The sequence below is a fragment of the Nostoc sp. genome, from assembly GCF_036917635.1.
Classification (GTDB): Bacteria; Cyanobacteriota; Cyanobacteriia; order Cyanobacteriales; family Nostocaceae; genus Nostoc.
This window is the reverse complement of the sequence record NZ_JBALCW010000117.1, coordinates 1-12684: the sequence shown is the minus strand read 5'-3', so window position 1 is coordinate 12684 and position 12684 is coordinate 1. Positions and strand designations below refer to the sequence as shown.

The window sequence follows — 12684 nt, the reverse complement described above, 5'->3', positions numbered from 1 at the left end:
AACTCGGAACTTGGAACTCGGAACTGTTTTGCCCATTCCCAATGCCCAATCCTTAATTCACACGAGATAGCATGGTCAGCAATCCTTGTTGACCTAATAATATTTCTCGCACCAGGCTGAAGATACCAACCCAAATAATAGGTGTAATGTCCACTCCGCCTATAGGTTGTACGAGTTTTCGCAACGGGATTAAAAATGGTTCGGTAGGCCAAGCTATTAAATTAAAGGGCAAACGATTCAGATTCACTTGCGGATACCAAGTAAGAATGATCCGAAATATAAATAAAAATGTCATCACCCCTAATACAGGGCCAAGAATCCAAGCGGTCAGGTCAACACCAGTCATCGGTTTAAGGTACTATCTATCGTAAAGAAAGAAAAACTTAGGCGAACGGCAAGCCGCGCTTCGCTAACGCCACAAAATTTGAAGCTTTGTAAAGCACTTTCATCATCATTTTAACCAAATGCTGCAACTTTCTTCTGGAAGAGAAAAGCAAACTCCCTCACAGCAGTTACCAAGTTTGCGAGTTCAGAGTTATAGGCTTCTCAAGAAAGTAATACACTATTAAAATTAGGATGAAGTGTGTAAAAAAAGGTTTAGAAGTATGACGCCTTCTTTAGCAAATTTTCTTTGGAGTCTGCTATGGGGTACTGCAATTGTTGTAATCCCCGTTACGGTTGGTCTAATTTTCATTAGCCAAAAAGATAAAATTCAGCGTTCATAATGCTTATGAGAGTTAATTAAACTCTCATAACCGATTGTCTGTCAGCTATTTATTATGATTGCACTAAAAGCAGCAGTGTTTGCCGCTAGTGGCAGTTATAGCTGACAGACATAGGTTTTTTTATTTTTCGGTGAACAGCTTCAGAGCTTCTTTGCTAGAGGCTTTGAAGCTTCAATATATAGTGAATAATTACAGTAGTGATTTTAATTGTGACTCGCTAACATAGATTTGATATTGGGAAAACAGCAATGATAAATTTTGGGCTGAACTCAGCCAGTTTTCTGGCTCAGGTAAATTTTGGGGCAAACTCAGCCAGTATTCTAGGAATTTTCCTGGCTGTGGCTGGGGCATCACTGTATTTTCTCCGCACTGTGCGTCCAGAATTGTCACGGGATCAAGATATCTTTTTTGCGGCAGTTGGTTTGCTCTGTGGCTTCATTCTCGTGTTTCAAGGATGGCGCTTAGACCCGATTCTACAATTTGGTCAATTGCTTTTAGTTGGCACAACTGTGTTTTTTGCAGTTGAAAGTATTCGTCTGCGGAGTATAGCGACCCAGCAAGCAAAGCGCAACACTCCAATTGTGGATGATGAGCGAGAGGTAAGCGGAAATTATTCAATGAACCGCAATCGGAAGAAGTATGGGGCTGAGATGGAGGCAGACTTAGATCCACTGCCTTATGAAGACGAGGAAGAACGCCCCTCGCGTCGCCGGATTCAGGGTAGCAGGGATGAGATTTCCACTCGTGATGACTACTACGAGGAACAACCCCCCCGTCGTTCAGAACGCCGCAACAGCAACAGCAGCAGTAGTGAAAGACAGGCTCCACCAACAGATAAAACGCGGCGGCGGACTTCTGGGCGTCCTGTGAATCGCCCTTCTGAAAGCTCTGAAGATGAGAATTGGGGTTCTTCATCTAGGCAAGTTGATGATTGGGAAAGTTCGGGAGGGGAAGTCAGAAAACCTTCTAGGCGTAGTAATAACGGGTCTGGGCGTCCAGAAAGCCGTGAAGATGATGTTACTCCCAGACCAAGAAGGCGTCGTCCAACCACTGACTCAACTCCTCGAAGACCGGGCGAAGACGATGAGGCGATTCCAACTGATTATGTGCCATACAACCCAGTTGAAATGCCAAATGAGCGGCCAAATAATTCGACCGATTTTGATGACGATGTTTAAAACAGTTTGCGTAGAAGTAGGTTTAAAGGCGACGGAAAACAGTTGAGGTGGAAAAATTTACGCCTACATTTTGGCTCCAAAGACCAATTCATTGGAGCCTGGTTTTTGGTTTAACAGGTTTGCTTGCATCTTGTGGTTATAACGATATTTCTATAGGGCCTACTTCCCTCAACAGTCGCTACACCGAGGAGCAACCTGCTTTGAGTGGAAATGGACGCTTTTTAGCTTTTGTATCTAATCGGAATGGTAATCAGCAGCTACTGGTTTTCGATTTGGAGAGGCAACTGTTTATTAGTACACCGGGGATAAACCGAGCGGAGACAATTGCCGAAAGTCCTAGCTTGAGCTATACCGGGCGTTATATTTCTTATCTTACTAGTGACCAAGGTAGACCAGTGGTGGCGCTTTACGATCGCGCTACACAACAGTCGCAAATCGTCACACCAACCTATCGCGGCTGGGTCAGAAAACCAAATATCAGCCCCGATGGACGTTATGTTGTCTTTGAAACCGCTACCCGTGGTCAGTGGGATATTGAAGTTTTAGACCGGGGGCCAAATATTGAGTTAGATATTCCTAATGGTGCAACTGTTGGTTCACCTCCGTAGGGGAAAAAGTTAGGAGTTAGGAGAGACGCGATTAATCGCGTCTGTACTTTGGAGAGACGCGATTAACAGTAAACCAAAAAGTTTTTCTCCAAAAAGCGATCGCACTCAACCACCAAAACAAAACCCCACAGCTAGAGACGCGCTACGGGGTGAGAATTGGGGTTATGGGGGAATGGGGCGATTGATTGGGTGTGACGGGAATGGCACTAAGAAAACATGAAACTCTTTCTACTTAGAGCCGAAAAAACTATATTCTCCAGGCTGGTCATAGTCAGTAAATAAGCCGGTCATCCAAACTGTACTTGCATCCTGGGAAATATTAGCACTGTAAACTTGAAAGTGATAACTAGACTGTCGTATAAAATTGATGCGACCACTGAAGGGACAGTAAAAACCTTTTAAAGACTCGCCAAATATACTGCCTGATATTGTTCTACAGTTGCCTGTTGTAGCTTGATTTGTAATACTCAGAATCCCAGTAGCATTAGTAGCATTCACACTCCAGTTTCCTACCACACTGATTGGCCAACCATCTGCAAAAGCTGCTTGAGAAAACACGATAGGACTCAAGCCTATCAAACCCAATAATAAAGCAGGAATTAGTTTCATAAAAACTATTTCCAAAAATTAAGTCAAAGATTTTATAGACATAATATCAGATGAGGTAAACTACTTATAATTAAGTTTTGAAAAGCCTACTGAATAAAGATGCTGATGTTTAATCTCCTTAAAAACCTTACTTTATTAACTGAAATAAAAAATATTTGCTCGTAACTAAGCACTTAAAGTAAGGTGTTGAATATTTTATAACGAGAGTAAAAACAGTAATTTGTAGTACACGATATATACATTAAAATTAATCACTGAAGATTGTCAATTATTTATTTAACAAATAAATTAAGCTATGGTCACTAGATATATGGATATCAGCTAGTGTGCTAGCATAACAGCAGATTAACTTGTATTCATCATGGAAACTCGAATTAACAAACGCACCCACAACGATTACACCCAAAGTGCAGCCTATCTGCCCAAGGATTTAGTTAAAAATTTCAAACATCTAGTTCTTGAATTAGAAATAGGTCACAGCGAGGCAATGGAAGAAGCTGTCAGGATGTGGTGTGAAGCGGCTGTTAAAAAGGTAAGTCAACCTTGATTAGGTATCCTACACCCAAACAAAATCTGATTTGTTTTATCCTCAGTCAAAACCTCACAACGTTTCTACTACCTATCTTTATAGTGAGATTAGATGAGCGAACAGGAGACATCTATATCTTGGCTGGAGATGAAACAGGTATTGTAATTAACCCCAATGGTAAATGGAGATAGGACGAATGACTAAGCCTAAGTTTGCAGCTATGAGTAAAATAGAGTTAAAACGTTATTTATTAGAGAATCGGAATGATACAGAAGCTTTTCACGCTCTAATGGATAAAATTAACGCTGAACCTAACCCCAAGTTTTATACCATAGATGAAATTGGTGAATTGGAAAAACTAATAGAAGCAAAACGGACACGAGAGAATCTGTAAAAAATTACCTTTATCAACTCGCTTAATCGATGTAGTTTATCACAGGTCAAAACATTGTAGGCTGTGGATTACAGGGTCTACAGTCTGGCAATGAAAATAAATCGGCATGGACGCGCTAAGGTTCTAACGCAGTCAGAGATACAGCTAATTTTCAGTCATGGCTTAGACAATGACCACGATGCCTGCGGCGGGCGTAGATGCAGCACCTTGTTTGCCGTATGCCTATTTAGCGCCAATGACTAATTATATGAAACGTGTTTTTTTTATACCTGTATTTTTCTGCTTAAGTTTATTGACTGGGTGTTTTGGCTACCCTCGGATTTTGAGTTATCCCTTTGATCCGGGGGGGCGGAGTCTCAATAGTTTAGCGTCGGAGTTAGATCCGCAAATTTCTGGGAGATATATTGTTTTTATTACTGACCGACGCGGTAGCCAAGATGTTTATATGTTTGATACGGTAACTCGTGATTTGGTTGATTTGCCGGGTTTAAACTCCCTTGATGCGATCGCAACTCATCCTAGCGTTTCCCAAGATGGTCGTTATATTGTGTTTGGTGCTAGTCGTCAGGGGCGATCGGCTATTTTTCTCTACGACAGGGAAACACGCCAATCACGAAATTTGACTAATAACCTACAATCTGAAGTCCGCAACCCTACAATTAGCGCTGATGGTAGTAGGATTGCTTTTGAATCCAGTAACAACGGTCAGTGGGATGTTTTAGTATATGACCGTTATGGACAGCCGTTAAATATACCTCAAGAACCACGATGAATTAGAGTTAGGAGTTATGAGTTAGGAGTTATGAGTTAAAAATTCCTAACTCCTCACTCCCAACTCCTAACTTTTACTTATCACTCTTAACTTTTATTTTCTACCTGTTGCACAGATTCAATGAGCGATCGCACTTGTTGAGTCCCTTCTGAAGGTTCAAAGGACAAGGGAAATTTACCCCGGAGGATCATCCGTAAACCGAGGGGTGCAAGACTGAGTAATCCTTTTAAATCTTTAAAGTAATTACCGACTACTTGTAAACCAAATTGACGTTCATCAATCCAACCACCTTCTTTAACTAAATCTACCAATACTTTCCGGTGACGAATTGAGCGACTATCACTGGCTTGTTTGTGGGTGAGAATTTCTTGTTTAATTTTGGTGATTTGTTCTAATGGTGCAACCTCCATTGGACAAACTGAATCGCAGTACAAACAACGGGTGCAACCCCATACGCCTTTAGTACCTTCGTTGTAGCTTGCTAAACGATTTTCGGTGTCGCTATCGCGGGAGTCTGCTACCATCCGGTAAGCTTTGGCAAGGGCATGGGGTCCAACAAAGTTTGGATCAACTTCACGGGCGTTGCATTCAGAGTAACATGCACCACACATAATACAGTTGCCAGTTTGATCGAGGCGCGATCGCTCTTGTGGTGTTTGCAAAAACTCTCTTTCTGGTACAAGTCGTGCTGCTGTACTCACATAAGGAGCAACTGCTTCTAGATTATTCCAGAAGCTGCTCATATCTACAACCAAATCTTTAATCACGGGCATATTCCCCAAAGGAGCGATCGTGATTTCGGGAATGGGATTTACTTTACTTGGGGATGATGCTATTTGTTGTAATCTGGCAAGTTCACTGCCAACATTTTCCTTACAAGCTAAAGCCGAACGCCCATTAATTCGCATAGCACAGCTACCACAAATTGTATTACGGCAATTTTTGCGAAACGCCAAAGTTCCATCTTGCTCCCACTTAATATGATTGAGGCAATCCAAAATTGTATTACCTGCTTGAGCCTCTACAAGGTAGGTTTGCACCACTGGGGAGGAATTTTGTTGCTGTCGAATGACCTTAAAAATAACTTCCATGACCACTAACCAATATTTTAAAATTGCTTCACCAGCCTCAAAAATCATGATTCAAGGCAGGTAGTTGCGAAAAGTGAGCTTATACTTTTTTGATCTTCATTCAAAGCCTGGTGTTAATAGGCTGACCATCAAAGAGCGACTGATTCTAGTTTAACGATAACCATTCAAACTTTACTTGTAGCAGCGCTGTAGGCAAGATTTGTGTCCAATTCTGAGATAAAACGCCAAAAATGTAATTATAGCTTGGGATTGAATTTACCTATTTAGGAATGTAAAGGAAAGAGCGTTTTACCTTTATCTCTGACCTAGCGATCGTATCTCAATTAAATGCATGTCAGGTTAGCAACACGTCTTGATGTCAACTTCAGCTAGAGCAACTAACTAGAAAATTCAGCAGAAGCTACCGCTTGACAGAATTTTTTGATTATATAGAAGTGTAACTTGGGTATGTTCAATATATAGTAGTGGCAATCAAGCGCTAGGCAGATGTTAAGAGATTTATTCTTCCCATAGACAGACGTACAAAATTCTCTGACTGCTTTTGAGCAAAAGATAATAAACCGAGGATAAATTGTCACCACTTTAAAATAAAAGTTATTGTACCGGGAATCCCGGATGCGCGAGAGTTTTAGATTCAAGATTTTCTCAATCAAGAAAATCTTGAATTTAACACATTGGTCAAAACTGCTCGTCTAAATTAGATAAATTTTTATAAAAGGCATAGGGCAATACTCACCCTTGCAAAAAGCAGTGAGGATTTTCCTCACTGCTTTTTGCAAGCTTTCAGTCCAGGAATTTAAATAAAAATTTACCAGCAACTTTAATTCAAAATTAAACAACTATTTTGCTATTATTAGTCCATGCTAGTATTTAATATAAAATTACGAAGACACAAAACAGAATCAATAGCCGGATCAGCACGGCTACTACTGCTTTGTTGAATCGTAATGTAGAGACAAGAAAATTCACGTCTCTACTGGCAGTACAAAAGGGCATAAGCCCTTAATACTCTATTGAAATACTATGCTGTCCTAAGCTTGAGAGGATGAGTAGAAAAAACTCTACCTGTTCATTGCCCAGAAGGGCAAGCACTAGAAGTGGAAAACCTGCATTTTTTGGGATCTACGACTTATTTGGAGTAGAATTAACCCGATTTGTAAAGGTGGCTGAAAGTTACACCGCTACAGTAGCGCCAAAAGAGAAAATAATTTCATTTCTAATGGCGAATAATGGTTAAAAGTGCCGTGAAATCAGCAAAATTAATTTCTATGGCAACTATGACCTTGAATTGGTTATAGACAACCATATATAGAAGTGCTTTTGGCTCCTATCGGCAGGAATTGACCCGTTACACTAGAGTGCTAAGTAGCTCTATGCAAATGCTAAAAAGCCAAATGCCAGCATTTGACTACACGTTTTTCAGTTTGGAGAGAGTAAGGAAAATTTGAGCATAATGACTGAAACTGCAACCGCGCCATTAACCGGAAAAGCACTACTTGCTAAAGTAAAAGAACTATCCACTTTACCACGCCGAGAAAGAGCTAAACAGTGCGGCTATTACACTGTTACTAAGAATAACCAGGTTCGTGTCAATCTCACTGATTTTTATGACGCTTTGCTATCGGCTAGAGGAATTCCTCTAAGTCCAGAAGCACCTAAAGATGGTCGTGGTCGTGAACCGACATATCGGGTTAGTGTCCATCAAAATGGTCAGATTGTGATTGGTGCCACATATACCAAAGCAATGGGCTTAAAGGCTGGAGATGAGTTTGAAATTAGGTTGGGATACAAACATATTCATCTGATTCAACTCGGTGAAAGTGACAAAAAACTAACCTCACAAGATATAGACTCTGACGAATCGGACGAAGATTTGGAAGACGAAGAGTAAATTTGCTGATGGTAAGGATAAGTTTCAGGTGATGATAACTTATCCTTACCCCGACAGTAAACTAGTAGCTCTATTTAGAAAATTTTGTCACAACTAAAGAATACGATTAGACCCCTTGCAGAAGTCACCAATTTTAGTAGAGTCTTGATTAATCAGCAAGAAATCTATAGTGCAAGAAGTCTATCGTGTTTTTTTTGTTTAGTTTGATAACTTTTTTTGAGTCTTCTGTCAACACCTTACTGGCGTTTATGGAAAATGCACCAGCACTAGTTGTAGTGATGGCATTTTTTATTTTCTGGATAGTTTGCTGGTTGCCAGTGGCAACAGTATCAGCAATATTGCTCAATTGGCAACCCCTTAAACCTTTACAGCCAGAGCAAAAGATGCCGTTATTGCTGTCGCTCTACCTATTAGCTCCCCTAATTCTGTGGGGAGTTAGTTGGCTTACCAATAAATCTTTTTCGGATTACGGCTTTGTTGGGAATCTTTCAACTCTTGGTTCTTTAGGACTAGGTTTTGCTTTGGGAGTAGTGAGCCTAGCTATTGTATTTAGTGGGCAATTTGGGTTAGGCTGGTGTTCTTTTGAAAAGACGAATTTCAAGTTAGTGCTACCCATCTTGCTACCGATTTTCTTGATAGCGTTATTAATCGGTGGGATAGAAGAGTTAGTTTTTCGCGGTTTTCTGTTTACTGAATTAGCGCAGGATTATCCAGTTTGGGTAGCAGCAGCAATTTCTAGCTTGATATTTGCCTTGCTACACCTAGTTTGGGAGCAACGTGAAACTGCACCTCAACTTCCTGGATTGTGGCTGATGGGAATGGTGCTAGTGTTAGCACGGTTTGCCTCTAACAACAATTTAGGTTTAGCTTGGGGACTGCACGCGGGATGGATATGGGCGATCGCGACCATAGACACAGCAGAACTAATTACTTATACAGGTAAAGTCTCTGATTGGTTCACAGGTAAGAATAAAAAACCCCTAGCTGGTTTAACAGGAATTCTTTGTGTATTGGGAACTGGAGTGATTATCTGGCTTTTCTCTAGGTATTTTTAACTTCGTGTTAAGGTGCAATATTTGAGAGGTAAGCTTGCGTTTTAAATAATGTACAAAACCTCACCCCCAACCCCTCTCCGAACTCACGGAGAGGGGAGACTTTGACTTTTTTCAAAGGCGGCGTGAGGTTAAAAACCATATTTGGATGTTATTTAATTTTTAATACTTAACCTCCAAAGCCAGGAATTAAACGCTTGAGGGCGCGATCGGTAACGTCGCTATAGCGGAGTTCTCCACAGAGAATCTTACCCATGATTTTGGCACCGGAGGGATGCTTAACACCAACTTTGTAGCCAATAGCAGGAAAGCGATAGAATGCTCCAGCTAATTTTTGCGCCCAAGCCATCTCAGTACCCCATTCTTCATTAATAGCTTCGGTATATTTTTCTAAAGCGTTGGTATCACCAGAAAGGGCGTCATTAATCGCTCCTGCTGCAATCAAACCGCTAAAAATTGACGGACGAATGCCTTCTGCTGTCATGGGATAAACTACACAAGCAGCTTCCCCAGCCAAAACTGCATTTTGGGTATGCAACTTTTGCTTTCCATTCCACAAGCAAAGGGGATAACCATACTGTTTGCTAGTTTTGATATCTAAATTAAACGATCGCGCGTACTCATCTAAAATCTTTTTAAAATCCTGGGGTTGACCACCAACAAATGTACCGATACCAATAGAATAACCATCCGCCTTTGGGAAGTTCCAAATGTAGCCATTTTTCACCAAGCCCAACTCAAGGTGAATTGTGGTTTTGTCTTTCACAGTTGCAGAAACTTCTGCTTCTAAAGCTGCTGCTAAACTGCGTTTACGTTCTTTGAAGCCTAGCCATTTTGCCATTGGCCCTTTAGCACCATCAGCTGCGATTAAGTAGCGCCCTGTAACTGGCCCATTGGCTGTGTTAACTTGCCAATAGTCACTTTTAAATTCAATACTCGTTACTTCAGTATTATCTCGGAGTTCAGCTCCTTGTTTTTGCGCCTGCTGCACTAGGAAATGGTCAAAAATATCTCGTCGCACCATCCAGACTGGTTCTTCTGTGGCGATTTTTGCTTCCACTGGATCGCCCAATTTCCAGGTAAAGCGAAAGGAGTCGGCTTTGACAGAAATTGCTGGGCTAAAATCAAAGTCAAACCATTGAGCGATCGCTGGAGATACTCCACCGCCACAAGGTTTATATCTTGGTAGGGATTCTTTTTCTAATACTAATACTGAGCGACCCTGTTTGGCTAAATGATATGCAGCTGTTCCACCAGCTGGCCCAGCGCCGACGATGATGCAATCGTACATAAGGCTGAATTTTTGCTCCTGAATTAGTTGATTTTCTATTGAGTAGGGGCAATTCATAAATTGCCCCTACTTGATTAATTTTTGTTAAATACCCAAAAAATGATAAAGGCTGAAGAATTTATTTATCATCCTTCAGCCTTTATGCTTCAGACTTTAGACTTTAAACAGTCGTAATGTCTTTTTCTTTTTCTGCCAAGAGTGAGTCTATTTTGGCAGTATACTCGTTTGTGAGTTTTTGCAAGCTATCTTGTTGGTCTTTTGATTCATCTTTGGAAATTTCAGAGGCTTTCTCTTGTTTGCGAATCGCGTCTATGGCATCGCGGCGAATGTTGCGAATAGCAACACGACCTTCTTCAGCATACTTTGTAGCCATTTTGACGAATTCTTTCCGGCGATCGCTGGTTAAAGGCGGAATATTCAGCCGAATTACAGAACCATCGTTGCTGGGAGTTAAACCCACATCTGAGAGGGAAATCGCCTTCTCAATGATGTTTAGGGTATTACGCTCGTAGGGCTGAATCAGAATTGTCGAGGCATCTGGCGTGCTAATATTTGCCAGTGATTTTATCGGCGTGGGCGAACCGTAATAGTCCACTAATACCTTATCTAATAGACTCGCATTGGCGCGACCAGTGCGAATCGTGTTAAAAGCTCGTTGAGTTGAATCAACAGAACTTTGCATTTTACTTTTCGCGTCAGCTAATATCACAAGAACCTCCCACAAGGGTACCGATGGATTCTCCCAAGACGGCTCGGTGGATGTTACCTCGCACCGTTAGATCAAATACCAGAATTGGGATATTATTTTCTTTACACAAGGCGATCGCAGTACTATCCATCACCCGCAAATCTTTCGCTAAAACGTGCGCGTAGGTAAGGCTATTGTAACGCTTGGCGTCAGGATAAATGTGAGGATCGGCATCATATACTCCGTCTACCTTGGTGGCTTTAAAAATCACTTCTGCATCAATTTCTGCGGCTCTTAATGCCGCAGTAGTATCTGTAGTAAAGAAGGGATTTCCAGAACCAGCACCAAAAATTACCACCCGCCCTTTTTCCAGATGGCGGATGGCACGACGACGGATATAGGGTTCTGCTAATTCTTGCATAGCGATCGCAGTTTGCACCCGCGTCTGTACTTTTATCCGTTCCAGCGAATCTTGCAGCGTCATGGCGTTCATTACCGTGGCAATCATCCCTATATAGTCAGCGGTTGCCCTGTCCATCCCCGCCGACGCCGCTTTCACGCCACGAAAAATATTGCCGCCGCCAACAACGATGGCCATTTGAACGCCAGTGCTTATCACCTCTGCTACTTCCTCAGCTATTCCCTTGACCACTTCTGGATCAATGCCATAGCCCATGTTGCCCATTAAGGCTTCACCGCTCAGTTTGAGTAAAACCCGTCGGTAATTCGTTCCCATGAAGTTCCGCTTTATCAAAAAAGTTGCAATTGCCTCCAATTTAAGATAGCAGTTACAGGGACTATCTATGTCTAGTTACGCCAAATCAATGTAGTACCTATTGGTTCTGTTTCTGGTATCTCTATTTCTTGACCAAGAAACAGAGAAGCGATCGCAGTTCTTAAATAATCCTCTCCCGCCGATAATGGATCGTGGGGATGATCGTCAATTTTACCTTTGTAGCGGACTATACCATTACTATCTATTAGAAAGGCCGTTGGTGTTTTTGTCGCACCAAAACTGCGGGTTACATCTTGCGTAGAGTCCCACAGGTAAGGAAAGTTCAAATCGTGACGCTGGGCAAAAGCTTTCATATTTTCAAAGCTTGGCCTAGTTTCGTTATTACCATCACTACCATTCATAGCAATTAGTGTGAACCCAATCGGTGCAAATTCGGCTTGAATGTTTTTTAACCTGTCTATATACCCCTCTACATAAGGACAGTGGTTACATAGAGAAATAACGCCCACTGCTGGGAATTTCTCAAGATAACGCCTGAGATGGTGTACTTGATCGTCAATTCCTGGCAATTCAAAATCGGGTGCATAGCTCCCAATGGGAGTATCGATTGTTTCTAGTAGATTCATGATTTCTGGCTCGCAGAACTAGGAACAAGAAAAAGATTATTAAATTCAGCGTCAGTTTCCAGTTGCAAACCACCCCTTAGCCGATGCCTCATATTTGACAATATTATAGACTTGCATTAGCGATCGTAATTGTGAAACTACTGAATCTAGCACTGATGCTAATTCGCTCACATCTAAAAATAGCGAAAATATTACTCAGATTGTAGAATTTATGATTTCTAATACTGACATAATCTAGGTTCTGAGTAAATTATCTCTATCAATAACATAGAAATCTATGCTGGATAAAACTATATCAAAACCTCACCCCCAGCCCCTCTCCTTAATAAGGAGAGGGGAGATAAAGCACAGCTTTATCGGGGTGAGGTAAAGCTTAATCTCACTCTTATTAGGAAAAGCTATATAGAACCCATTTGACATCTAAGAAGGTGCAGCAAGCCTCTTAACCATCAACCGAATAAAACAAAGATTAACCTTGGCAGTCGCATTAGCTA

16 protein-coding genes are annotated in these 12684 nt (G+C 41.4%); 9 read left to right on the top strand and 7 right to left on the bottom strand.

Translation table 11 applies throughout. From position 1 onward, the window contains the following. Positions 1 to 52: 52 nt before the first annotated feature. Positions 53 to 346 carry a YggT family protein gene (locus V7K32_RS28270; RefSeq protein WP_334998195.1) on the bottom strand — a complete coding sequence of 98 codons (294 nt, stop codon included), beginning with the start codon at positions 344 to 346 and terminating at the stop codon, positions 53 to 55. 259 nt (positions 347 to 605) lie between these two features. On the opposite strand from V7K32_RS28270, the gene psbX reads away from it, so the two are divergent. The 3 genes from psbX (at position 606) to V7K32_RS28255 (ending at position 2511) form a co-directional block, all read left to right on the top strand. Then, the gene (psbX, locus tag V7K32_RS28265) at positions 606 to 725 is read left to right on the top strand and encodes a photosystem II reaction center X protein (RefSeq protein ID WP_012412183.1); all 120 of its coding nucleotides are present in this window, start codon (positions 606 to 608) and stop codon (positions 723 to 725) included. A gap of 248 nt (positions 726 to 973) precedes the next feature. Beyond that, complete coding sequence (locus V7K32_RS28260) at positions 974 to 1903, top strand: Ycf66 family protein (protein WP_334998193.1); 930 nt, start codon at positions 974 to 976, stop codon at positions 1901 to 1903. 47 nt (positions 1904 to 1950) lie between these two features. Further along, on the top strand, positions 1951 to 2511 hold the full coding sequence (locus tag V7K32_RS28255) for a TolB family protein (RefSeq protein WP_334998191.1): 561 nt from the start codon (positions 1951 to 1953) through the stop codon (positions 2509 to 2511). Between the two features lie 228 nt (positions 2512 to 2739). Here V7K32_RS28255 and V7K32_RS28250 read toward each other — a convergent pair whose 3' ends face one another. After that, positions 2740 to 3120 carry a hypothetical protein gene (locus tag V7K32_RS28250; protein ID WP_334998189.1) on the bottom strand — a complete coding sequence of 127 codons (381 nt, stop codon included), beginning with the start codon at positions 3118 to 3120 and terminating at the stop codon, positions 2740 to 2742. A gap of 361 nt (positions 3121 to 3481) precedes the next feature. Here V7K32_RS28250 and V7K32_RS28245 point away from each other — a divergent pair, with 361 nt between their 5' ends. The 4 genes from V7K32_RS28245 to V7K32_RS28235 all read left to right on the top strand — a co-directional run bounded on the left by V7K32_RS28245 (position 3482) and on the right by V7K32_RS28235 (position 4815). Next, entirely contained in the window at positions 3482 to 3667 is a 186-nt protein-coding gene (locus V7K32_RS28245) for a ribbon-helix-helix protein, CopG family (RefSeq protein ID WP_334998187.1), read from the top strand. Further along, entirely contained in the window at positions 3664 to 3840 is a 177-nt protein-coding gene (locus V7K32_RS28945) for a DUF6888 family protein (protein WP_442938818.1), read from the top strand. The genes V7K32_RS28245 and V7K32_RS28945 overlap by 4 nt, the downstream gene beginning before the upstream one ends. A gap of 5 nt (positions 3841 to 3845) precedes the next feature. Beyond that, entirely contained in the window at positions 3846 to 4043 is a 198-nt protein-coding gene (locus V7K32_RS28240) for a DUF6887 family protein (RefSeq protein ID WP_094341389.1), read from the top strand. Positions 4044 to 4290: 247 nt separating this feature from the next. Beyond that, the gene (locus tag V7K32_RS28235; protein WP_334998237.1) at positions 4291 to 4815 is read left to right on the top strand and encodes a TolB family protein; all 525 of its coding nucleotides are present in this window, start codon (positions 4291 to 4293) and stop codon (positions 4813 to 4815) included. 86 nt (positions 4816 to 4901) lie between these two features. On the opposite strand, the gene V7K32_RS28230 is transcribed toward V7K32_RS28235, so the two are convergent. Beyond that, on the bottom strand, positions 4902 to 5906 hold the full coding sequence (locus V7K32_RS28230; RefSeq protein WP_334998235.1) for a succinate dehydrogenase/fumarate reductase iron-sulfur subunit: 1005 nt from the start codon (positions 5904 to 5906) through the stop codon (positions 4902 to 4904). Between the two features lie 1453 nt (positions 5907 to 7359). Here V7K32_RS28230 and V7K32_RS28225 point away from each other — a divergent pair. Both V7K32_RS28225 and V7K32_RS28220 read left to right on the top strand, forming a co-directional pair. After that, positions 7360 to 7797 (top strand): AbrB family transcriptional regulator, encoded by a 438-nt coding sequence (locus V7K32_RS28225; RefSeq protein ID WP_094350106.1) that lies wholly within the window; start codon positions 7360 to 7362, stop codon positions 7795 to 7797. Positions 7798 to 7982: 185 nt separating this feature from the next. After that, positions 7983 to 8852, top strand: coding sequence for a CPBP family intramembrane glutamic endopeptidase (locus V7K32_RS28220; RefSeq protein WP_334998185.1), 870 nt, complete (start codon positions 7983 to 7985; stop codon positions 8850 to 8852). Between the two features lie 166 nt (positions 8853 to 9018). Here V7K32_RS28220 and V7K32_RS28215 read toward each other — a convergent pair whose 3' ends face one another. The 4 genes from V7K32_RS28215 to V7K32_RS28200 all read right to left on the bottom strand — a co-directional run bounded on the left by V7K32_RS28215 (position 9019) and on the right by V7K32_RS28200 (position 12190). Continuing rightward, entirely contained in the window at positions 9019 to 10140 is a 1122-nt protein-coding gene (locus V7K32_RS28215; RefSeq protein WP_334998233.1) for a geranylgeranyl reductase family protein, read from the bottom strand. 160 nt (positions 10141 to 10300) lie between these two features. Continuing rightward, complete coding sequence (gene frr / locus V7K32_RS28210; RefSeq protein ID WP_334998184.1) at positions 10301 to 10849, bottom strand: ribosome recycling factor; 549 nt, start codon at positions 10847 to 10849, stop codon at positions 10301 to 10303. Beyond that, complete coding sequence (gene pyrH, locus V7K32_RS28205) at positions 10836 to 11564, bottom strand: UMP kinase (RefSeq protein ID WP_334998183.1); 729 nt, start codon at positions 11562 to 11564, stop codon at positions 10836 to 10838. Before pyrH ends, frr begins: the two co-directional genes overlap by 14 nt. Positions 11565 to 11635: 71 nt before the next feature. After that, positions 11636 to 12190 (bottom strand): thioredoxin family protein, encoded by a 555-nt coding sequence (locus V7K32_RS28200; protein WP_334998182.1) that lies wholly within the window; start codon positions 12188 to 12190, stop codon positions 11636 to 11638. Positions 12191 to 12684 lie beyond the last annotated feature (494 nt).